This is a genomic window from Erythrobacteraceae bacterium WH01K, assembly GCA_027941995.1.
Classification (GTDB): Bacteria; Pseudomonadota; Alphaproteobacteria; order Sphingomonadales; family Sphingomonadaceae; genus CAJXSN01.
On record CP115966.1, the window covers coordinates 1,745,381 to 1,765,508 of the forward strand.

At 63.7% G+C, this 20,128-nt stretch carries 21 protein-coding genes; 6 read left to right on the forward strand and 15 right to left on the reverse strand.

Annotated elements, in window-relative coordinates; genetic code table 11:
• Window positions 1-25 precede the first annotated feature (25 nt).
• From PF049_08635 to rpiB, 3 genes are all read right to left on the reverse strand, one after another.
• Entirely contained in the window at window positions 26-316 is a 291-nt protein-coding gene (locus PF049_08635; protein WBY17987.1) for a hypothetical protein, read from the reverse strand.
• A 2-nt stretch (window positions 317-318) separates the two neighbouring features.
• Window positions 319-1,596: a serine hydroxymethyltransferase gene (locus PF049_08640; protein ID WBY17890.1), complete on the reverse strand. Its 1,278-nt coding sequence runs from the start codon at window positions 1,594-1,596 to the stop codon at window positions 319-321.
• 68 nt (window positions 1,597-1,664) lie between these two features.
• Window positions 1,665-2,099 (reverse strand): ribose 5-phosphate isomerase B, encoded by a 435-nt coding sequence (gene rpiB, locus PF049_08645; GenBank protein ID WBY15670.1) that lies wholly within the window; start codon window positions 2,097-2,099, stop codon window positions 1,665-1,667.
• A gap of 151 nt (window positions 2,100-2,250) precedes the next feature.
• On the opposite strand from rpiB, the gene PF049_08650 reads away from it, so the two are divergent.
• A complete protein-coding gene (locus PF049_08650) occupies window positions 2,251-3,942 on the forward strand; it encodes a M20/M25/M40 family metallo-hydrolase (GenBank protein ID WBY15671.1) in 1,692 nt (563 codons plus the stop codon).
• Between the two features lie 27 nt (window positions 3,943-3,969).
• On the opposite strand, the gene PF049_08655 is transcribed toward PF049_08650, so the two are convergent.
• The 5 genes from PF049_08655 to PF049_08675 form a co-directional block, all read right to left on the reverse strand.
• Complete coding sequence (locus PF049_08655; GenBank protein ID WBY15672.1) at window positions 3,970-4,554, reverse strand: DUF2059 domain-containing protein; 585 nt, start codon at window positions 4,552-4,554, stop codon at window positions 3,970-3,972.
• Complete coding sequence (rpoD, locus tag PF049_08660; GenBank protein ID WBY17891.1) at window positions 4,551-6,566, reverse strand: RNA polymerase sigma factor RpoD; 2,016 nt, start codon at window positions 6,564-6,566, stop codon at window positions 4,551-4,553. Before rpoD ends, PF049_08655 begins: the two co-directional genes overlap by 4 nt.
• 11 nt (window positions 6,567-6,577) lie before the next feature.
• Complete coding sequence (gene dnaG, locus PF049_08665; protein WBY15673.1) at window positions 6,578-8,479, reverse strand: DNA primase; 1,902 nt, start codon at window positions 8,477-8,479, stop codon at window positions 6,578-6,580.
• A 91-nt stretch (window positions 8,480-8,570) separates the two neighbouring features.
• Complete coding sequence (locus PF049_08670; GenBank protein ID WBY15674.1) at window positions 8,571-9,350, reverse strand: hypothetical protein; 780 nt, start codon at window positions 9,348-9,350, stop codon at window positions 8,571-8,573.
• Between the two features lies 1 nt (window position 9,351).
• The gene (locus PF049_08675; GenBank protein WBY15675.1) at window positions 9,352-9,801 is read right to left on the reverse strand and encodes a GatB/YqeY domain-containing protein; all 450 of its coding nucleotides are present in this window, start codon (window positions 9,799-9,801) and stop codon (window positions 9,352-9,354) included.
• Window positions 9,802-9,962: 161 nt separating this feature from the next.
• Here PF049_08675 and carA point away from each other — a divergent pair, with 161 nt between their 5' ends.
• The 4 genes from carA (at window position 9,963) to greA (ending at window position 15,477) form a co-directional block, all read left to right on the forward strand.
• Complete coding sequence (gene carA, locus PF049_08680; protein ID WBY15676.1) at window positions 9,963-11,144, forward strand: glutamine-hydrolyzing carbamoyl-phosphate synthase small subunit; 1,182 nt, start codon at window positions 9,963-9,965, stop codon at window positions 11,142-11,144.
• Window positions 11,144-11,578 carry a hypothetical protein gene (locus PF049_08685; protein ID WBY15677.1) on the forward strand — a complete coding sequence of 145 codons (435 nt, stop codon included), beginning with the start codon at window positions 11,144-11,146 and terminating at the stop codon, window positions 11,576-11,578. Before carA ends, PF049_08685 begins: the two co-directional genes overlap by 1 nt.
• Window positions 11,578-14,910 carry a carbamoyl-phosphate synthase large subunit gene (carB, locus tag PF049_08690; protein WBY15678.1) on the forward strand — a complete coding sequence of 1,111 codons (3,333 nt, stop codon included), beginning with the start codon at window positions 11,578-11,580 and terminating at the stop codon, window positions 14,908-14,910. Before PF049_08685 ends, carB begins: the two co-directional genes overlap by 1 nt.
• Window positions 14,911-15,009: 99 nt before the next feature.
• Window positions 15,010-15,477, forward strand: a complete 468-nt coding sequence (gene greA / locus PF049_08695; protein WBY15679.1) for a transcription elongation factor GreA — start codon at window positions 15,010-15,012, stop codon at window positions 15,475-15,477.
• Window positions 15,478-15,544: 67 nt separating this feature from the next.
• On the opposite strand, the gene PF049_08700 is transcribed toward greA, so the two are convergent.
• From PF049_08700 to PF049_08725, 6 genes are all read right to left on the reverse strand, one after another.
• Window positions 15,545-16,033, reverse strand: coding sequence for a GNAT family N-acetyltransferase (locus PF049_08700; protein WBY15680.1), 489 nt, complete (start codon window positions 16,031-16,033; stop codon window positions 15,545-15,547).
• A 6-nt stretch (window positions 16,034-16,039) separates the two neighbouring features.
• Entirely contained in the window at window positions 16,040-16,270 is a 231-nt protein-coding gene (locus PF049_08705) for a DUF4170 domain-containing protein (protein ID WBY15681.1), read from the reverse strand.
• Between the two features lie 126 nt (window positions 16,271-16,396).
• Window positions 16,397-16,876 carry a hypothetical protein gene (locus tag PF049_08710; GenBank protein ID WBY15682.1) on the reverse strand — a complete coding sequence of 160 codons (480 nt, stop codon included), beginning with the start codon at window positions 16,874-16,876 and terminating at the stop codon, window positions 16,397-16,399.
• 85 nt (window positions 16,877-16,961) lie between these two features.
• Complete coding sequence (locus PF049_08715; GenBank protein ID WBY15683.1) at window positions 16,962-17,300, reverse strand: hypothetical protein; 339 nt, start codon at window positions 17,298-17,300, stop codon at window positions 16,962-16,964.
• Window positions 17,297-17,758 (reverse strand): phage holin family protein, encoded by a 462-nt coding sequence (locus PF049_08720; protein WBY15684.1) that lies wholly within the window; start codon window positions 17,756-17,758, stop codon window positions 17,297-17,299. The genes PF049_08715 and PF049_08720 overlap by 4 nt, the downstream gene beginning before the upstream one ends.
• Before the next feature lie 75 nt (window positions 17,759-17,833).
• Window positions 17,834-18,397, reverse strand: coding sequence for a hypothetical protein (locus PF049_08725; GenBank protein ID WBY15685.1), 564 nt, complete (start codon window positions 18,395-18,397; stop codon window positions 17,834-17,836).
• Window positions 18,398-18,558: 161 nt separating this feature from the next.
• On the opposite strand from PF049_08725, the gene eno reads away from it, so the two are divergent.
• Window positions 18,559-19,845, forward strand: a complete 1,287-nt coding sequence (gene eno, locus PF049_08730) for a phosphopyruvate hydratase (GenBank protein WBY15686.1) — start codon at window positions 18,559-18,561, stop codon at window positions 19,843-19,845.
• A 101-nt stretch (window positions 19,846-19,946) separates the two neighbouring features.
• Here the strand turns inward: eno and PF049_08735 are convergent, their stop codons facing one another.
• Window positions 19,947-20,114 carry a hypothetical protein gene (locus tag PF049_08735; GenBank protein WBY15687.1) on the reverse strand — a complete coding sequence of 56 codons (168 nt, stop codon included), beginning with the start codon at window positions 20,112-20,114 and terminating at the stop codon, window positions 19,947-19,949.
• Window positions 20,115-20,128 lie beyond the last annotated feature (14 nt).

The window sequence follows — 20,128 nt, forward strand, 5'->3', positions numbered from 1 at the left end:
TGGAATGTCGAAAGGGGATCGGCCCCTATTTGACGGAATTGAGCCGTTTGTAAAACGCATATCCGCCGCCTGCCGCAGCGCCGATCAGCGGCCCGACGACCGGCAGGATAATCCCGGCAACTGCGCCGATGGCCGCGCCTTTAAGGACAGGCTTCGTCGAGGGATGCTTCATCCCTTCCCTGAACATGGCGGACGCTTCGGTCTTCGCCTCGTCCGCGATACGTTCACGGCGCTCGCGCTCGCGGCGCTTGTCGCCGGGCAGGGATTCGGCCGTCGAGGCGGTTTCGTTCTGGGTGGTGGTATCGAAGTCGGTCATGTCTATCGTCCCGGATATACTGGAAACTGGTTGCACAACTGACTGACGCGTTCCTGCACGCTTCGTTCCACCTGGGCGTCTCCGTCCGGCCCGTTTTTGCTCAGTCCGTCGACGACTTCGGCAATCAGCTTGCCGATGGTGCGAAACTCCGCAGGACCGAAGCCGCGGGTCGTGCCTGCCGGCGTGCCGAGGCGAATGCCGCTGGTGACGAACGGGCTGCGGGTGTCAAACGGGATGCCGTTCTTGTTACAGGTGAGCCATGCGCGGTCGAGGCCCTTCTCCGCGGCCTTGCCGGTAACATCCTTGCCCGACAGGTCGACCAGCATGGAATGGTTGTCCGTGCCGCCCGACACGATGCGCAGGCCGTTTTCCTCCAGGCTTGCAGCGAGGGCGCGGGCGTTCTCGACGACGCTTGCGGCATAGGCCTTGAACTCGGGACGCAGCGCCTCGCGGAAGGCAACGGCCTTGGCCGCGACGACGTGCATCAGCGGACCGCCCTGCATTCCGGGGAAGACCGCCATGTTGATCGGCTTGGTCAGTTCCTCGTCGTTCCACAGGATCACGCCTGAACGCGGACCGCGCAGCGATTTGTGCGTGGTCGTGGTGACGACGTCGGCATGGGGGAAGGGCGAGGGATGCGCGCCGCCCGCGACCAAGCCGGAAATGTGGCTCATGTCGACCATCAGATAGGCGCCGACCTCGTCCGCGACCCGGCGGAATGCTTCCCAGTCCCAGACGCGCGAATAGGCGGTGCCGCCGGCGATGATCAGCTTCGGCTTGTGCTCCTTCGCGGTCGCCATCACGGCGTCCATGTCGATCAGTTCGTCTTCCTGCCGCACGCCGTAGGCGACGGGATTGAACCACTTGCCGCTCATGTTGACGGGGCTGCCATGGGTCAGGTGTCCACCGGAATTGAGATCCAGCCCCATGAAGGTGTCGCCCGGCTGCAGCAACGCGAGGAAGACCGCCTGGTTCATCTGGCTGCCCGAATTGGGCTGGACATTGGCGAAGTTGCAACCGAACAGTTCCTTCGCCCGGTCGATCGCCAGTGTCTCGACGACATCGGCATAGTCGCAGCCGCCGTAATAACGCTTGCCGGGATAGCCCTCGGCGTATTTGTTGGTGAAGACGCTGCCCGTCGCTTCCAGCACGGCGGTGGAGGCAATGTTCTCGCTCGCGATCAGTTCGATCTTGTCCTGCTGCCGGGCCAGTTCCTTGTCGATCGCGGCCGCGATTTCGGGATCGGCCGTCGCCAGGTCGTCATGCCAGAAACGGTTCATGTCGGCGGTACGGGCGTCGATCTGGTCGGGGGTGGTCTGGTCGGGGGCAGTGCTCATGACGGGTCTCTTCAGGCAGGATTGGAAAGCTTGTCGACGCGGCGCTGGTGGCGGCCCCCGGCAAACTCGGTATCGAGGAAGGCGGTGACGCAGGCTTTCGCCATTTCGATCCCGGTCAGGCGGGCGCCGATGGCGAGGCAGTTGGCATCATTGTGTTCGCGCGCAAGGCTGGCGCTGAGCGGTTCTGAAACCAGCGCGCAGCGGACCTGCGGATTGCGGTTCACGCTCATCGAGATGCCGATGCCGCTGCCGCACAGCGCAATCCCGCGCTCCGCTGTGCCGTCCGCGACGACGCCGGCCAGCTTGTAACCGTAATCGGGATAATCGACGCTGTCGCCGCTATCGGGGCCGAGGTCGGCAACTTCGTGCCCGATCTCGACGAGCCACTCGCGCAGTTCGGCTTTCATGGAGAGGGCGGCATGGTCTGAGGCAATGGCAATACGCATGGCGCGCCTATAGGGGAGGGCGGCGATTCCCTCCACCCCCGACATCGGGTTGTAGGGTGCTTTGCACAGGGAAGGCGGGCGCGCGTCCGTCGCGGTTGCGCCCACTGTCCGGAACGCGCATTCAGGGGCGGAACGAGGGGAAACCGAACGAATGCGCCACCTGCCTGTCATCGCCGCGATTATCGGGGCCTTCATCCTTGCGATCATCGGTACGACGCCGCCCCGTGATGCAGGGCTATCTGCCCCGGGCACTGCATTCTCGGCCGCCCGTGCGATGCAGGACGTGGAGATTATCGCAAGAGAGCCGCACGTGACCGGATCGCAGGCCAATGCCGAGGTGCGCGAACATATCGCCGGCCGCCTGCAGGCCATCGGCATGGAGGTGTCGACCACGCAGGGGCTGGTGCCGGAACAGGGCCTCGACAAGTTCGGGAACTGGAGCGGATCGCGGCCCGACGCGCTGACGTTCACGAATATCATCGGCGTTCTGCCGGGCCGGGACCGGTCCAAGCCCGCATTGCTGCTGATGGCCCATCACGACACGGTTTGGAACTCGCCCGGCGCTCCGGACGATACGGCGGGCGTTGCCGCCATCATCGAGACGCTGCGCGCTTCGCAGGCGCAGGGCCCGCTGGAACGCGACGTGATCGCCCTGTTCACCGATGCGGAGGAACTCGGGCTGGTCGGCGCGCGCCAGTTCTTCGGCGAGAACCCGCTTCGCGCTCGCGTTGGAGCCGTCGTCAATCTGGAAGCGCGGGGTGGGGGCGGGCGCACCACGCTGTTCCAGACATCGCCAAACAATGGCGGGGCGGTGGAAGCCTACGCCGGCGCTGTCGCCACGCCCGGCGGCTCTTCGCTGGCGACATTCGTGTACGAGACCTTGCCCAACGATACCGACCTCACTCCGGCGCTGGAGCTGGACGTCACCGCGTACAACCTCTCCTTCATCGGTCGCCCGGGGCTCTATCACTCGCCATTGGCGACGCCTGCCAATCTCGACCGGGGTTCGCTGCAGGACATGGGGGAGCAGACCCTGGCTCTCACCCGTACCTTGGGCGAGGCGCAGGCGCTTCCCGAGGCGGCGCCCGACGCCACGTTCTTCGATGTTTTCGGCCTGTTCGTCCTGCACTACGGCACGGTCACGGGCTGGATCCTGCTGGGCCTGACAATCCTGCTGCACATCTTTGCGATCCGCACGAACGAGGCAATGATTGCGCCCCGCAACCGCGTCTGGCGATCGGTGGGCGCGTCCATGGGCGTAATCGTAGGTGGCGGCGCGCTGCTTTACCTGCTGAACCTCGTGTCGGGCGCGGGCGCTGCGGGAAGTTATTACGACCGCCTGGCAGCCATACCGTATCTGGAAGCGCAGGCCCTGCTCGTCTGCGCGGGCGCCCTTGCGGTTACAGCGCCGCTATGGGCCGGGCGGAAGGGAACGCTTTTCGGGCTGGTGCTGGCCATCGCCGCGCAAGTCATTGCGCCGATCACGACGTTCATCATCGTGTTCCCGTTGCTGGTGGTCGGGGTAGCCGGGTTTGTGAGCCATTTTCTGCCGGAACGCATCGGGCTGGCGGTCAAAGTCGTGGGCGGCGCCATCGCCGGTGGCTTCCTGCTGCAATACGGGCACCAGTTGATGCAGGGTGTGGGGCCGGACATGCCCTCTGTCACTGCCCTGCTGGCCGCGCTTGCCATTCCGGCTCTGGGAATGCTGGTGCCGCGTTCGGACGGAAAAGATTCCTCGCGCATTGCGGCAATTTGCCTGCTTGCGGCTTTGGCGATCGCATTGCTCGTCCGGTTCGATCCGGTAGCGGATACCGTCGCCGATTATGCTAGCATGAAGGGTTAGGGCCCCGGCAGCCGCCCTGGCCGGTAATCAGGCCGGGTCAGCCGTGCCTTGCGCCTGCTCCATGAAATACGCTTCGAGGTCGGCAATCATCCGCGCCTGCAACTCCCGCGTATAGCGATGGAGTTCCTCGAAATACGGGCCATTGGCGGATGTCAGGGCCGGATGGTTCATCAGGCCCGGCGACTGCTCGAAAAACGCTGCTCCCGCCGGGGTGGACGCAAAATTCCGGATCGCAACCAGTTCGGTCAGCGTGAATGTGTCGGCATAGGCAATTGCCGTCGCGTCCATCAGCCTCGGAATATGCCGCGCCATGATCGGGCGCAGGCCGCGAAGGCCCTCGACCAATCCCTCTTCCAGGATATGGCGCGCCCCTTCGTCGTCGATTTCGTCGAGATTGCGCGAGCCTGCGATCTGCGCACCCAGCGACTGCGCCATCTCCACGATGGTATCCTCGCGCGTTTCGGGAGGATACATGGCTGCAATAATGTCCCGGGCGACCTGCAGCGACTCCACGGAAACATCGCTCGTCGCAACTGCATCCTGCCCGACCGCAGGCGCGGGCAGGCTTATCGCCGCCAGCGCTGCAGCGGCAAGGAATGCGCGCTTCCTCACTGGTCCAGGAAGCTGCGCATCTTGCGTGAACGGCTCGGGTGCTTGAGCTTCCTCAGCGCCTTTGCCTCGATCTGGCGGATACGTTCGCGGGTCACGGAGAACTGCTGGCCGACCTCCTCCAGCGTGTGATCGGTGTTCATGCCGATGCCGAAGCGCATGCGCAGCACGCGTTCCTCGCGCGGGGTCAGGCTGGCGAGGACGCGGGTGACGGTTTCCTTCAGGTTCGCCTGGATCGCGGCATCCACCGGGATGATCGCGTTCTTGTCCTCGATGAAATCGCCCAGGTGCGAATCTTCCTCGTCGCCGATCGGCGTTTCCAGGCTGATCGGTTCCTTGGCGATCTTCATCACCTTGCGAACCTTTTCCAGCGGCATGGAAAGGCGCTCTGCCATTTCCTCCGGCGTCGGCTCGCGGCCCTGCTCGTGCAGGAACTGGCGGCTCGTGCGAACCAGCTTGTTGATCGTCTCGATCATGTGGACAGGGATGCGGATCGTGCGCGCCTGGTCGGCGATAGAGCGGGTAATCGCCTGCCGGATCCACCACGTCGCATAGGTGCTGAACTTGTACCCACGGCGGTATTCGAACTTGTCGACCGCCTTCATCAGGCCGATGTTTCCTTCCTGGATCAGGTCGAGGAACTGCAGGCCGCGATTGGTGTATTTCTTGGCGATGGAAATCACGAGGCGCAGGTTCGCCTCGACCATTTCCTTCTTCGCGATGCGTGCCTCGCGCTCCGCCTTCTGCACCATGTTCACGATACGGCGGAATTCGGGCAGGCTCATGCCGGTGGCGCTGGCGATGTCGGCAATCTCGACGCGGATGCGTTCGATGGATGCGCCTTCCTTCTCGGCGAAGGCGGCCCATTTCTTGTCCTTCTTCACCCGGTCCTTCAGCCAGTTATCGTCCAGCTCGTTGCCGATATAGGCCTGCAGGAAGTCGGCGCGCTTGACCTTGTGACGTTCGGCAAGGCGCAGCATCTGGCCGCCCAGCGCCGTCAGGCGGCGGTTGAAGGCGTAGAGGTTGTCGACCAGGAATTCGATCTTGGTCGCGTGGAACTGCATGCTTTCGACTTCCGCCGTCAGTTCCTCGCTCAGGCTCTCGTATTTCTTTTCCTTCGCCGCCGGGAAGGCTTCGCCGCGGCCCAGCGTTTCCACGCGTTCGCTCTGCAGCTTCTCGAACTTCTTGAACAGCGAGGTGATGCGGGCGAAGCGCTCGATGGCATCCGGCTTCAGCGCGGCTTCCATCTGGGCAAGGGACATGGTGTTGTCCTCTTCCTCCTCGTCGTCCTTCTTCTTGGCCGAACCGCCTTCACCGTCCTCGCCGTCATCCTCGTCGTGGTCGGAATCGTCCTCCTCGTCGACGATGGTGGGGCCGGCGGTCTCTTCCGAAATCTCGCCGTCGTCATCGTCGTCGGCATCATCGGCCATCTTGTCGGCCGGCGGTTCCTTCGACAGCATCGCGTCGAGATCGAGGATCTCGCGCAGCTGCATTTCCTCGTTGTTGAGCGCTTCGGACCACTGGATGATGGCGTGGAAGGTGATCGGGCTTTCGCACAGGCCCATGATCATCATGTCGCGTCCGGCCTCGATCCGCTTGGCGATGGCGATCTCGCCTTCGCGGCTGAGCAGTTCGACCGCGCCCATTTCACGCAGGTACATGCGGACGGGATCGTCCGTGCGTTCGCCCGTCGTCGTCTTCTTCGCAGCGGCTGCGGGCTTCTTCTTGTCGTCCTTCGAACCGTCGGCGGCGATCTCGGCGACTTCGCTTTCCTTCTCCGCCTCGGCCTCGGCTTCCTCATCGTTTTCCACGATCTGGACGCCCATTTCGGACAGGGCGGTCTGGATATCCTCGATCTGGTCGGGGCCGATATCGGAAGGCAGGGCGGCGTTCAGCTCGTCAAAGGTAACGTAGCCTTTCTTCTTCGCCTTGGTGATCAGTTTCTTGATCGACGCTTCTTTCATGTCGATCAGCGGAGCGTCTTCGCCCTGCTTCGATTTCGCCTTGGACGCCATAGGGTATCGTCTCAATCTCTTTGCGCGCCGTCTGCCGGTTCCGGCGTGGGCGGGGTGGTATCTTCGTTTCCGGACGCTGTGCCGTCATCCTCGGCATCGGCCCGCATGCTTGCCATTTGGCCGAGTCGCGCCTCGAATTCCAGCTTTCGCTTCAACAATCTCTGCTGATCGGCGAAAGCTCCTTCGGGGTCGGTGGCGAACCGGGCCGTGGCTGCGGCAAGCGCAGCCTCCAGCGCCGGTCGTTCGACCAGCAACGAAACGGCTTCAGCCAGGCTCTCGCGCGCAACCTGCGGATCGGTCCCTTCTCTGAGGAAGGCGAAACGAGTCTTATCCGGGGGCGCAATGTGTCCGGCAGCGCCCGATATGGGCGTTTCGCCGGTGTCTTCAAGCGGTTCGAGCGAATCGAGTAGTGGATTAATCGCAGCCGCGACTTTCGGGTCACGCTCGGCGAGGTCCGAGAGGTCTTCGCAGTGGCGATCGAGCTGGTCGGGGAAGCGCACCAGCCCGCCGACGACGGCGGACAGCAGCGCATCCCTGTTCGATCCGCCCGCCAGCATCCGCAGGCTGTTGCGCGCAGCAGGCGTGACCACGGGGCGGGCAGGAAAATTCCGCCCTTTCCAGTCGCCCTTCTTCCAGGTGTTCTCGCGCCGGGGGAAGGCGAAGGCGGAAAACCGGTCGAGCAATTCGCGGCGGTAGAGCGCGCGGATATCCTCGTCCGCGATCGTATCGACATGGGCCAGCAGCCGTGATTTCAGTCCGGCCTTTGCCTCCGGGCTGTCCAGCGGCTGCGCATCGCGTTCGCTCTCCCACAGGGTGTCGAGCAGGCTGGCCGGGCTGGCGAGCAGCGTTTCCATCGCGCGGACCCCGCGTTCCTTCAGCAGGTCGTCGGGGTCCATGCCCTTCGGCATCCGGACTATACCCAGCGAATGACCGGGACGCAGGAGCGGCAGGGCGCGTCCGACGGCGCGCATGGCGGCGCGCTGCCCGGCTGCATCGCCGTCGAAGCACAGGACGGGGCGTTCGACCATTCGCCACAACAGCTCGATCTGCCGCTCCGTCAGCGCCGTGCCGAGCGGGGCCACCGCGTCCTCTATCCCCGCATTGGCAAGCGCGATGACGTCCATGTAGCCTTCCACGACAACCACCCGTCCGCTCTGGCGCGAGGCCGGGCTGGCGCGGTGTTGGTTGTAGAGGACATTGCCCTTGTCGAAGAGCGGCGTGTCGGGCGAGTTCAGGTATTTCGCCACGCCATCACGGTTGTCGAGGATGCGTCCGCCAAACGCGATGACACGGCCGCGCGCGTCCTGGATCGGCAGCATCAGGCGGTCGCGGAAACGGTCATAGCTGTTGCCGTCATCGGCCGCGATCCGCATCCCGCTCTCGACCAGCATGGCCGCGTCGAACGATCCCAGCGCGCCGGGCAGGGCCTGTTTCTCATCGGGTGCATAGCCGAAGCCGAATTCCCGCACGACCGCATCGCTGAACCCACGCGAGGCCAGATAGCGCCGCGCCTTCGCCCCGGCATCGGATGCCAGCCGGTCGACGAAGAATTCCTGCGCCGCGCCGGTCACGTCGATCAGGCTGGCGCGTTTCTCCGCCCGTTTCGCGGCGACGGGATCGGGAGCGGGGACATCCATCCCGGCTTCCGCCGCCAGTTCCTTCACCGCGTCCATGAAACCGAGGCCGCGCTGGTCGGTCATCCAGCGGATCACGTCCCCATGCGCACCGCAACCGAAGCAGTGGTAAAACCCCTTTTCATCGCTGACGGTGAAGCTGGGCGTGTTCTCGTTATGGAAGGGGCAGCACGCCTTCCATTCCCGGCCCGCCTTCTGCAGCTTGGTCGTGCGCTGGATGACGCTGGAAAGCGTGATCCGCGCACGCAATTCATCCAGCCATTGGGGAGACAGCGCCATGTACGCGAATATCGCCCCAAAGCCGGTTTCGTTCAAGTCGCCATAATGGCTTCTCTACGATGAGATTCCCGCTCGGGAGGAGGGCAGATCGTCAGGACGACGCGCGCGCCGCAGGGGCGGGCGCATCGCAGGCATTGACCGCATCGCCGTCTTCCGCCGGGTAGGGGCCCTGGCCGCTGGCCGTGCTGTAATTCGCCGTGACCTCGTACCGTTCGGCAGGACCGGCCGGGGGCAGGGTGGATTGCCAGTAGAAGGTGAGCGGTTCGCCCTGTTCCCACTGGTCGCCGCCTTCGCCTGCATCGATCGTCCATGCCAGCGCGCCGTCGCGGCACGTCACCGTCACCATTACCTTGTCACCCACGGCGGCATTCGCTTCCAAGCGGGAAAAGCCTGCGTTGCCCGTGAAACCGTGGGCGGGGCCGGTCATTCGAAACATTTCGGCCAGTTCGATGTCGGACGAATCGGCACCGTCCCCGCTGCCGGTCGCGGGATCGTTGTCCTCGCCGGGATAGACGGTGTGGACATAGGTGTAGATCGTGCCTTCGGGCGCTTCGGAGGGGTCGCACGTAGCCATACCCGCAGGGCAGGCGACATAGCTGGTCATGTCGGCAAAGGCGCCCGCATCGTTGGACATCGCCACCTTAACGTCCGGGCCGCGCGGTCCGATTATTTTTGCGCCCAGTTCCAGGTCGGCGAAATCGCCGGCCTCGATCGCATTGGCCAGCAATGCCGCCTCGCCGTCGGTCGTGGCGGCTTCCAGCTCGGCATCGGCGGCATAACGATCGGTGGATTCGTCGACCGGCTCCGCGCATCCGGCCAGGATCAGGGCCAGGGTTGCCGGGGCGGCGAGAGCAGCGGTCTTGCGGATCATATCAGAAGCTTTCCTTCACGAGTTTCGAGGCGAGGCCCATGTCCAGCGAAGCGCCGTGCTTCGCCTTTAGTTCCCCCATGACCTTGCCCATATCCTTAATGGATTCAGCGCCCGTGACGGCCTTTGCCTCGGCAATCGCGGCCTTCGTTTCGGCCTCGTCCATCGTGCGGGGCAGGAATTCCTCGATTACCGCCAGTTCGCGGCGTTCCTGCGCGGCCAGTTCCTCGCGGCCGCCTTCCTCGTACATGGTTATCGATTCGCGGCGCTGCTTGGCCATTTTGGTGAGAACATCGGTCACCAGCTCGTCGTCGGGGACCTCTTTCGAGGCGGTCCGCATCTCGATGTCGCGGTCCTTGATCTTCGCCCCGATCAGGCGGAGCGCCGCGGTGCGGTCCTTGTCCTTCGCCTTCATGGCAGTGACGGTTTCGGCCTTGATCTGATCGCGGAGCATAAATGTCGTTTCCTGTGGATGGATTGGCGCCGGCAGCGCGTATTGCCGCCCTCATAGCGAATAAATGCAGCGCCGCCACGCTTGACGCAGGCACGCCACCTGCTTAGCGGGTGGGGCTTAGCGACATTGCCGGAAAACCCCTGACTCGGAGCGCCCCTTTTATGGCTTCTGCCGACATTACCCCTGCGCAGCCCAAAGGCGCGACGGGTCTCCTCTTGCTGGCCGACGGTACGGCATTGTGGGGCCATGGTTTCGGCCATATCGGCAGCGCCGTCGGCGAGGTGTGCTTCAACACCGCAATGACCGGTTACCAGGAGGTGATGACCGATCCCAGCTATGCTGCGCAGATCGTCACCTTCACCTTCCCCCATATCGGCAATGTCGGCAGCAATGCCGAAGACATCGAAAGCCGGGTAGAGGCAGCCGTGGGCTGCATCGTGCGCGAGAACGTGACGCCCGACAGCAATTTCCGCAGCAAGCAGCTGTTCGACGAATGGATGCGGGAGAACGGGAAGATCGGCCTGAGCGGCATCGATACCCGCGCGCTGACCCGTTATATCCGCCTGAACGGGGCACCCAACGCCGTGATCGCGCACGAACCGCATGGCCAGTTCGACCTTCCCGCCTTGCTGAAGCGGGCGCAGGATTGGGCCGGGTTGGAAGGCATGGACCTGGCGGGGCGCGTTTCGCGGAAGAAACAGGAAGACTGGGAAGGCGGCTGGTGGTCGCTGGGCAAGGGTTATGGACGCGCCTCGCGGCAGGCAAAGCCCCATGTCGTCGCGATCGATTACGGGTCGAAGGACAATATCTTCCGCAACCTCGTGAAGGCGGACGCGCGGGTGACGGTGGTTCCGGCGCGAACCTCGCTTGAGGATATCCTCGCGCTGAAGCCGGACGGCGTGTTCCTGTCCAACGGGCCCGGCGATCCGGCGGCGACGGGCGAATATGCGGTGCCGGTGATCAGAGGCTTGCTGGAACGCGACGTGCCGCTGTTCGGTATTTGCCTGGGCCACCAGATGCTGGCGCTGGCCGCGGGCGCGAAGACGACCAAGATGCACCAGGGCCATCGCGGCGCCAACCACCCGGTTCAGCGGGTCGGCGAGGGCTGGGGGGAAACGCAGGGCCTTGTCGAGATCACGAGCATGAACCACGGCTTCGCGGTCGATGGCGAGACCTTGCCCGAGGGCGTCGAGCAGACCCATGTGAGCCTGTTCGACGGCTCGAATTGCGGCATCGCGATCAGCGGAAAGAAGGCGTTCGGGGTGCAGTACCACCCGGAGGCCTCGCCGGGTCCGCAGGACAGCTTCTACCTGTTCGAGAAGTTTGTGGGGATGTTGGGTTGATGAATCCGCCTGACCAAGATTCCCTCGAGAGTTCGCTTCTCTGTATTCTTTACGAGAAGTCAAATGGACGTAATCATTTCGAAAGCGCTACGCAACTGGCAACACTATTTAGACCACCAATTACGCAGGAGCGGGTCAAGATTGGATTGCGGAGTTTAGCAGAACGAGGTCTCGCTATACGAGATGCCGATTTACCAGGTGGATATGAAATCTCTCGCGAAGGTATTGATTGGGTAGAAGATGAGTTCGCTATCTCTTTCAGTGAACCGAATTTCACCTTTCAGCGCCGCCGCAATCCTGGAAGCCTTCCGGAACCCAAAACCGCCAAAGAAACCGATTGGTCTGAATCTGGGGCTCGGGCGACTTGGATTGGGGTTTTCGTCGCTATCGGGATCGGCGCCGTCACAATTGCAATAATGAAGGGCTGGCTCTAATGCCCAAACGCACTGACATCTCCTCGATCCTCGTCATTGGCGCAGGCCCCATCATCATCGGGCAGGCGTGCGAGTTCGACTATTCCGGCACCCAGGCGATCAAGGCGCTGAAGGAGGAGGGCTACCGCGTGGTCCTCGTCAACTCCAACCCCGCCACGATCATGACCGATCCGGAAATGGCCGACGCGACCTATATCGAGCCGATCACGCCCGAAATCGTCGCGAAGATCATCGCGAAGGAAAAGCCCGACGCGCTGCTGCCGACCATGGGCGGGCAGACCGCGCTCAATTGCGCGCTGAAGCTCGACGAGATGGGCGTTCTGGCCGAGCACGGGGTCGAGATGATCGGGGCCAAGGCCGATGCGATCGACAAGGCGGAGAACCGCCAGCGTTTCCGCGAAGCAATGGACAAGATTGGCCTCGAAAGCGCGCGCAGCGGCATTGCCAACACGCTGGACGAGGCACGCGCCGTGCTCGAGCGGACGGGCCTTCCCGCCATCATTCGTCCCAGCTTCACGCTCGGCGGTACGGGCGGGGGCATCGCCTACAACACCGCCGAGTTCGAGCGGATCGTGCGCGAGGGCCTCGACGCAAGCCCCACCACCGAGGTCCTGATCGAGGAATCGCTGCTCGGGTGGAAGGAATACGAGATGGAGGTGGTCCGCGACCGGGCCGACAATGCCATCATCATTTGCGCCATCGAAAATGTCGATCCGATGGGCGTGCATACGGGCGATTCCATCACCGTCGCACCCGCGCTGACGCTGACGGACAAGGAATACCAGATCATGCGCAGCGCCAGCATCGCGGTGCTGCGCGAAATCGGGGTGGAGACGGGCGGGTCGAACGTCCAGTTCGCGGTCAATCCGGAGGACGGCCGCCTGATCGTGATCGAGATGAACCCGCGCGTCTCGCGTTCCAGTGCGCTGGCGTCCAAGGCCACCGGCTTCCCCATCGCGCGCGTCGCGGCGAAGCTGGCCGTGGGCTACACGCTGGACGAGATCGAGAACGAGATCACCGGCGCAACGCCCGCCAGTTTCGAACCGACGATCGATTACGTCGTCACCAAGATCCCGCGCTTCGCCTTCGAGAAGTTCAAGGGCGCGAAGAACGAACTGGCCACTGCGATGAAGTCGGTCGGCGAGGTCATGGCCATCGGCCGCAACTTCCAGGAATCCATGCAGAAAGCCCTGCGCGGCCTCGAAACCGGGCTCGACGGGTTCAACCGCGTGGTCGACCTGGAAGGCGTGTCGAAGGAAGTCATCACCGCCGCGCTCAGCAAGCGCACGCCGGACCGATTGCTCAATGTCGCGCAGGCCTTCCGCGAAGGCTTCGACGTGGACGAGATCAATCGCATCACCGGCTACGACAAGTGGTTCCTGAGGCAGATCGAGGCCATCATCTACGAAGAGCGGATGATCGCGCATAACGGCCTGCCGAACGAGGCGGACGAGCTGCGCCGCCTGAAGGCGATGGGCTTTTCCGACAAGCGGCTGGCCACGCTGGCCGTACGCTCCGTCGGTGTGGCAGGCGGCCTCGGCGAAACACAGGCGCGCCGTTCGGGGCTGCTGCACGATGCCCTGCGCGCCATGGCCGGAGCAACCAGCGAGGAAGAAGTCCGCAAGCTGCGCCACAAGCTGGGCGTGCTGCCGGTCTTCAAGCGGATCGACAGCTGCGCCGCAGAGTTCGAGGCGGTGACGCCCTACATGTATTCGACCTACGAGGCGCCGACCTTCGGCGAGCCGGAAGACGAGGCCATGCCTTCGGACCGGCGCAAGATCGTGATCCTGGGCGGCGGGCCGAACCGCATCGGGCAGGGGATCGAGTTCGACTATTGCTGCGTCCATGCCTGTTTCGCGCTCAGCGAAGCCGGGTTCGAGACGATCATGGTCAACTGCAACCCGGAAACGGTCAGCACCGACTACGACACGTCCGACCGCCTCTATTTCGAGCCGCTGACGGCAGAAGACGTGCTGGAAATCCTGCGCGTCGAACAGCAGTCGGGTGAACTCGTCGGCGTGATCGTGCAATTCGGCGGGCAGACTCCGCTCAAACTGGCGCAGGCGCTGGAGGATGAAGGCATCCCGATCCTGGGCACCAGCCCCGATGCCATCGACCTGGCCGAAGACCGCGAGCGTTTTGCGCGCCTCGTCAACAAGCTGGACCTGAAGCAGCCCGATAACGGCATCGCCAAAAGCCGGGACGAAGCTGCGGCTGCCGCGCGCACCATCGGCTATCCCGTGCTCCTCCGTCCCAGCTATGTCCTGGGTGGACGCGCGATGGAGATCGTCGACAGCGAGGCGCAGCTCGACGATTACATCAATACCGCGGTCAACGTCTCGGGCGACAGTCCGGTGCTGGTCGACCAGTATCTGCGCGATGCCATCGAATGCGACGTCGACGTCCTGTGCGATGGCGAGGAAGTGCGTATCGCCGGCGTCATGCAGCATATCGAGGAAGCCGGGGTGCATTCCGGCGACAGCGCCTGCACCCTGCCGCCATACTCGCTGCCGGACGAAATCGTGGCAGAGATGGAACGCCAGGGCGAGGCGCTGGCGCTGGCCCTGAACGTGCGCGGCCTGATGAACGTGCAGTTCGCGGTGAAGGACGGCGAGGTCTACCTGATCGAGGTGAACCCGCGGGCCAGCCGTACCGTGCCGTTCGTCGCAAAGGCTATCGGACACCCGGTCGCGAAAATCGCCAGCCGCATCATGGCGGGCGAGAAGCTGGCGGACTTCCCCGAATTCAACCTGCGTCCGGGCCACATGGCGGTGAAGGAAGCCGTCTTCCCGTTCAGCCGTTTCCCCGGGGCCGACCCGGTCCTGTCGCCCGAAATGCGCTCTACCGGCGAAGTCATGGGCATCGACCACGCTTTCCCCGAAGCGTTCCTGAAATCGCAGATGGGCGCCGGAATGGCACTGCCTGCGAAAGGCACCCTGTTCGTGTCGGTGAAGGATAGCGACAAGACTGCGATCCTTCCCGCGGTGAAGCGCCTGATCGCGTGCGGATGGTCCATCATCGCCACCGGCGGTACGCAGGCTTACCTGGCGGAGCAGGGCTTGCCGGTCGATCGGGTCAACAAGGTGGCGGAAGGCCAGCCCCACATCGTCGATGCGATCATCGACGGGAAGGTCGACCTGATCTTCAACACGACCGAGGGCTGGCAGTCGTTGATGGACAGCAAATCGATCCGCGCCTCCGCACTCGAGGCTAAGCTGCCGTATTACACGACGGCCGCCGCCAGCGTGGCTGCAGCGGAGGCGATTGCGACGGTCGATGCCAGCCAGCTTGAAGTCCGCTCGTTGCAGGACTATTATAGCGCGACGAGTTAGAACAAACCTTCACCCCAGACCGATCCGAAACAGTCGCCCGCAAGGCGCGGCCATGGATCGGTTTGCCGCGTGCGGGGGCAGATAACAGGACAGGTTCCGATGGATAAAGTGCCGATGCTGGCAGAGGGCTACGAACGCCTGACAGCCGATCTCAAGCTGCTTCGGGCAGAGCGCCCCAAGGTGGTCGATGCCATCGAGGAAGCGCGCGCTCATGGCGATTTGTCGGAGAACGCCGAGTACCACGCCGCCAAGGAGCGCCAGGGCCAGATCGAGGCTCAGGTCGCCGAACTGGAAGACAAGATCACCCGCGCCCAGATCATCGACCCGACCACGCTGTCGGGCAACAAGATCGTGTTCGGCGCCACCGTGACCCTGCTCGACGAGGACGACAAGCCGATCAGATACCAGATCGTCGGCCAGACCGAGGCGGACGCGAACAAGGGCCGCATTTCCTATAGCTCGCCGATTGCGCGCGCCCTGATCGGGAAGGAAGTGGGCGAAGAGGTCGAAGTCACCGTGCCGAGCGGGGACAAGTTCTACCTCGTCGACAAGATCGACTTCATCTGACGGGAGCGGAGGCGCGCCTCGTGCACGCCTCTCGCGCACCTCTAGCATGGGCCACGCAGGCTGACGCCTAGTCGATCCCCTTCGTCATCGCGTAATTGTGGATGGGAACGGACCTGTTTCCATGCTCGATCGTGAAGTCACGCCGTTCGTCCATCTGATAGCCCGCGCGCTCGAACGCCGGGCGGGCAAGCTCGCTTGCCTCGGTATAGAGCCGCGCCGCGCCCAAGGTGCGAGCCTTCGTCTCCGCCGCCGCCAATAGCTGCCCGGCGAGGCCAAGCCGCGAGTGGTCGGGATGGCTGTAGAGCATGTCCACGTGCCCGTCCTTTTCCAGCAGGACATACGCGACCGGCCTGTCATCGTTATCGACAGCCACGAAAATATGATCGCCCGCTGCCACGCGGCCGGCGATCCGTTCCGGCTGGATATGGCGGGCCGACCACGCAGCCACCTGTTCCTGGCTGTAGGCCGCAGGCCCGATTGTCGCGATCGCCGCCAGTGTCACCAGTGACAGCGCTTCGGCATCACCGTCGGCATAGGGGCGGATCGCGTAGGCCAAGGGCGATCAGGCTTCCGGGTCGAGGATCTTGTGAAGGTGCACGATGACGTATTTCATCGCGGCGTCGTCCACTGTGCGCTGCGCATTGCCGCGCCATGCTTCCACTGCGCCGTCATAGTCCGAATAGACGCCGGCCACGTGAATGCTTTCCGGATCTTCGAATTCGAGGTTGCGCGTGTCTTTCACCCGGCCGCCCATGACGAGATAGAGCGGTTGCTTCGTTTCTTTTTCTTCCATCGTATGAATTCCTTGGGGAGGAGGGGACCCTGCCGCAGCAGGAAGGCAAGGGGGCCATAACGCCGAGCGGCGCGGCAGGCAATTGCCCACCGCGCCGCCTGGCTTCATGTCCTGGCCTTCGCCCGGTCAGACGGCAACGCGTGCCTTCGCGTCGCGATAGGTCCGTCCTGCACGGCGCGCGGCCTTGCGCGACAGGCTCAGGACATTGTCCGACGTGTTGCCGGCAGTCTTGTATGCCGAACGGCGGGCCTTGCGCGCACCGAAGGCGAGGTCGTCGCCGAAATCTTCCAGTGCATCGCCGCCGGCACGGGCCACGTCACCAGCCTGGTCGAGAAGACCGCTTGCATAGGCGAGGCCCATTTCCGTGGCGTAGGTTGCGAGTGCGCCCGCCTTCTGTCCAGCACGGCGACCCGGACGAGTCATGGCACCGATGGCCAGACCGATCACGGCAACGCCTGCAACGGCTGCCACGGGATGGTCCTTCACGAACTGGGTAGTGCTGTCGGCCGCGCTCTTGGCGTAATCGCCGATGGAGCGCTCTTCATTGCGCTGCTCACCGGCTTCGATCTTGGCACGCAGTTCGTCGCGTTTTTCCTGGCTGCTCATGGGGTAACTCCGAATTTGTTAAGTGTCTGGGAAACCAATGGACCAAAGGCCGGGATGTTCCGCGTTCACGCCGCGACACGGACGATCAGTAAGGGTAGCGGTCGTCGTAGAGTTCGTCCTCGAACAGATCGTGCTGGTCATCGTCTTCGTGCTCGAAGCCGAGGAAGGAGAGGATCGGATTACGGGCGAACCAGATGCCCACCGCAGCCAGCAGGGTCGCCAGGACACCGCGATTGTTGTCCGCGATTTCAGTCGCTTCCTCGAACAGGTCGAGCGCGCCATGGGTCATGCGGTCGGTGACGCGGTCTTTCACACTGCGGGCAGACAGGTCTTCCTTCACATGGGCGATATCGGCCTTCACCAGGGAAAGCGCGGCGTTGCGCAAAGCGCGGTCGGCCCGCATGTCTCTTTCGCGGGGGTTCATGCTGCCATCCCCCCGGCATCGGCGCTATCGTCGGCATTATCGAAAGCGGCACTGATCTTGCGGAACCGGCGCAGGGCGAGCCATCCGAAGATCGCGGTGCACACCAGCAGGATCCCGCCCATGATGGCCGTCGCGACAAATGCGCCAACGATCGGGGCGAGGGCGATGATGAGCCCCACGACGATCCCCATCAGCGCAAGATGCAGGAATGCCAGCATGACCATCGCGAAAGCCGCACCGGCCTTCACCTCGTGCGCGGCAAAGGCAGCCCGGCTTTTCTGGAAGGCAAGCTCGGCCTGGATGTAGGCCTTGCCATCGTCGACCAGCGCGCCAATGTCGTCGGCAAGCGAGGCATCTTCCGGACCGCCGGGAATCTGAGGAGCGGGATCACCGTATGTGTCGGTGTCCCGCTCCATCTCATCTGCTTGCCCTGCGGGCGACGTCGTTGTTTCGAGCATATCGCCGTATCAGGCCTTTTTAGCTAGCTTGGGAATGAAAACACCCGGCGCAGCGGCCGGGTGTCCAATCGATCATCAGCGGCGAAGAAGCCGTGCGATCATGTAACCGCCAACGGCTGCCATGCCAATCGCAAGGCCGGGGCTCTGACGTACGAATTCACGAGCATCGTCGCCCAGTTCGTCGACGCTCTTCGCTTCCAGCTTCGCAGCGTTTTCCTGCAGGGTGCGCGAAGCGTTGCGAGCATAGTCGCCGTATTTCGGGCCGAAATTCTCGTCGATCACGGCGGCGTTGTCGGCGACCATCTTGCTGAGCGCGGAAATGGCATCGCTTGCCTTTGCCTTGCCTTCGACAGCGAGTTCGCCCACTTTGGCTTTCGCCTGTTCTGAATACTCGCCGCTCTTGTTACCGGCCTGATTGCGATAGGCGGCGGCGCGGTCGGATGCTTCGGTCTTCAGGGCAGCCGCTCCGGCACGTGCCTCGTCCAGCGCGGCGTTGAAGCGCGTCTTGGCTTCGCTGCGTCCGGTGGTCGGCTCGGCAGCGGCAGAACCGGCTGCGGCACCGACGGCGTCGCCTGCGACCGCGGTTTTGGGCGCCTTGGCAGTTTTCTTCGTCTTCGGTTTGGCGGTGTCGGTGGCCATGATATTATCCCTCGTAAATTGCTGTTTCACCTCGCGGCAACGCAGACGCTGCCCGTTTCACAAGTTCAACGTCGCTTGCACCTGTTAGTTCCGCGTCATAGAGCGCTGCCGACCTCCATATGGAGGTGTCTTATCCATATACAACACCTGGGGTATCGACCATGACTGCCATCATCGACCTGCACGCCCGCGAAATCCTCGATTCGCGGGGCAATCCCACGGTCGAGGTCGATGTCCTGCTCGAGGATGGAAGCATGGGCCGGGCCGCCGTTCCCTCCGGCGCGTCGACCGGCGCGCACGAGGCGGTCGAATTGCGCGACGGGGACAAGGCACGTTATCTTGGCAAGGGCGTCACGAAGGCGGTCGAAGCCGTCAATACGGAGATCGCCGAGACGATTCTCGGCCTCGATGCGGAAGACCAGCGCGACATCGACATGGCTTTGATCGGCCTCGACGGCACGGACAACAAGAGCCGCCTGGGCGCGAATGCGATCCTCGGCGTCAGCCTCGCCATGGCGAAGGCGGCCGCAGCTGCGCGCGGAATGCCGCTCTGGGCCTATATCGGCGGTGTGTCCGCCCACGTCCTGCCCGTGCCGATGATGAACATCGTCAATGGCGGCGAGCACGCCGACAATCCGATCGACATCCAGGAGTTCATGGTCATGCCGGTAGGTGCCGACAGCATCGCGGAGGGCGTGCGCTGGGGTGCGGAGATCTTCCACACCCTGAAGAAGGGCCTCGCGGAAAAAGGCCTGTCGACCTCCGTCGGGGACGAGGGCGGTTTCGCGCCGAACCTGTCGAGCACCCGCGATGCGCTCGATTTCATCATGCGCTCCGTCGAGCAGGCGGGCTTCACGCCGGGCCGGGACGTGGTGCTGGCCCTCGACTGCGCTTCGACCGAATTCTTCCGCGACGGAAAGTACGAGGTGTCGGGCGAAAAGCTGTCGCTGGATGGTGCCGGAATGGCGGAATACCTGGCGAAACTGTGCGACGACTACCCGATCAAGTCGATCGAGGATGGCATGGCAGAAGACGACTTCGATGGCTGGAAAGCCTTGACCGATGCCATCGGCGACCGCGTGCAGCTGGTGGGCGACGACCTGTTCGTGACCAATCCGGCGCGCCTGGCCGACGGGATCGAGCGCGGGCTGGCCAATTCGCTGTTGGTGAAAGTCAACCAGATCGGCACGCTTTCGGAAACGCTGGAGGCGGTCGATATCGCGCACCGCGCCGGCTATACCAGCGTGATGTCGCACCGCTCTGGCGAGACCGAGGACGCAACGATTGCCGACCTCGCGGTGGCGAGCAATTGCGGGCAGATCAAGACCGGCTCCCTCGCGCGGTCCGACCGGCTTGCGAAGTACAACCAGCTCATCCGGATCGAGGAAGAACTGGGCGGCAGCGCGCATTACGCGGGCACGGCGTGCTTCGGTCGCATCGGTGCCTAAGGCGAATTCCGCTCTCACAGTTCGAAAAGCAGGCAACCAAGTGGCGGTGCTCCCTACGATCGGGGGCACCGCCATCTCATGCCCGGCCCGATACGCCGAAACTAGTCGGCAAGGCTCCGCTTCACCGTCGACAATGCGCCGTCGAGACGCGCAGCGGCGAGATGCAGCCCCATGGCATCGAGCGTTTCGAGATCGTCCTGCCACTGTCTTGCCAATTGGCGCAAAGCGGCTTCGCGGCAGCCATGCTGCGCGGTTGCGGTGTGTTTCATAATGCTGTCCTTGC

What these genes read in the sequence shown, in the direction of transcription:
- eno (WBY15686.1), top strand. Translation starts at nt 18,559, where the DNA reads ATGACTGCCATCATCGACCTGCACGCCCGCGAAATCCTCGATTCGCGG.
- greA (WBY15679.1), top strand. Translation starts at nt 15,010, where the DNA reads ATGGATAAAGTGCCGATGCTGGCAGAGGGCTACGAACGCCTGACAGCC.
- rpoD (WBY17891.1), bottom strand. Translation starts at nt 6,566, where the DNA reads ATGGCGTCCAAGGCGAAATCGAAGCAGGGCGAAGACGCTCCGCTGATC.
- dnaG (WBY15673.1), bottom strand. Translation starts at nt 8,479, where the DNA reads ATGGCGCTGTCTCCCCAATGGCTGGATGAATTGCGTGCGCGGATCACG.
- PF049_08715 (WBY15683.1), bottom strand. Translation starts at nt 17,300, where the DNA reads ATGAACCCCCGCGAAAGAGACATGCGGGCCGACCGCGCTTTGCGCAAC.
- PF049_08735 (WBY15687.1), bottom strand. Translation starts at nt 20,114, where the DNA reads ATGAAACACACCGCAACCGCGCAGCATGGCTGCCGCGAAGCCGCTTTG.
- PF049_08650 (WBY15671.1), top strand. Translation starts at nt 2,251, where the DNA reads ATGCGCCACCTGCCTGTCATCGCCGCGATTATCGGGGCCTTCATCCTT.
- PF049_08720 (WBY15684.1), bottom strand. Translation starts at nt 17,758, where the DNA reads ATGCTCGAAACAACGACGTCGCCCGCAGGGCAAGCAGATGAGATGGAG.
- PF049_08725 (WBY15685.1), bottom strand. Translation starts at nt 18,397, where the DNA reads ATGGCCACCGACACCGCCAAACCGAAGACGAAGAAAACTGCCAAGGCG.
- PF049_08705 (WBY15681.1), bottom strand. Translation starts at nt 16,270, where the DNA reads ATGGAAGAAAAAGAAACGAAGCAACCGCTCTATCTCGTCATGGGCGGC.
- carB (WBY15678.1), top strand. Translation starts at nt 11,578, where the DNA reads ATGCCCAAACGCACTGACATCTCCTCGATCCTCGTCATTGGCGCAGGC.
- PF049_08685 (WBY15677.1), top strand. Translation starts at nt 11,144, where the DNA reads ATGAATCCGCCTGACCAAGATTCCCTCGAGAGTTCGCTTCTCTGTATT.
- PF049_08675 (WBY15675.1), bottom strand. Translation starts at nt 9,801, where the DNA reads ATGCTCCGCGATCAGATCAAGGCCGAAACCGTCACTGCCATGAAGGCG.
- PF049_08635 (WBY17987.1), bottom strand. Translation starts at nt 316, where the DNA reads ATGACCGACTTCGATACCACCACCCAGAACGAAACCGCCTCGACGGCC.
- PF049_08710 (WBY15682.1), bottom strand. Translation starts at nt 16,876, where the DNA reads ATGAGCAGCCAGGAAAAACGCGACGAACTGCGTGCCAAGATCGAAGCC.
- PF049_08640 (WBY17890.1), bottom strand. Translation starts at nt 1,596, where the DNA reads ATGAACCGTTTCTGGCATGACGACCTGGCGACGGCCGATCCCGAAATC.
- PF049_08670 (WBY15674.1), bottom strand. Translation starts at nt 9,350, where the DNA reads ATGATCCGCAAGACCGCTGCTCTCGCCGCCCCGGCAACCCTGGCCCTG.
- carA (WBY15676.1), top strand. Translation starts at nt 9,963, where the DNA reads ATGGCTTCTGCCGACATTACCCCTGCGCAGCCCAAAGGCGCGACGGGT.
- rpiB (WBY15670.1), bottom strand. Translation starts at nt 2,099, where the DNA reads ATGCGTATTGCCATTGCCTCAGACCATGCCGCCCTCTCCATGAAAGCC.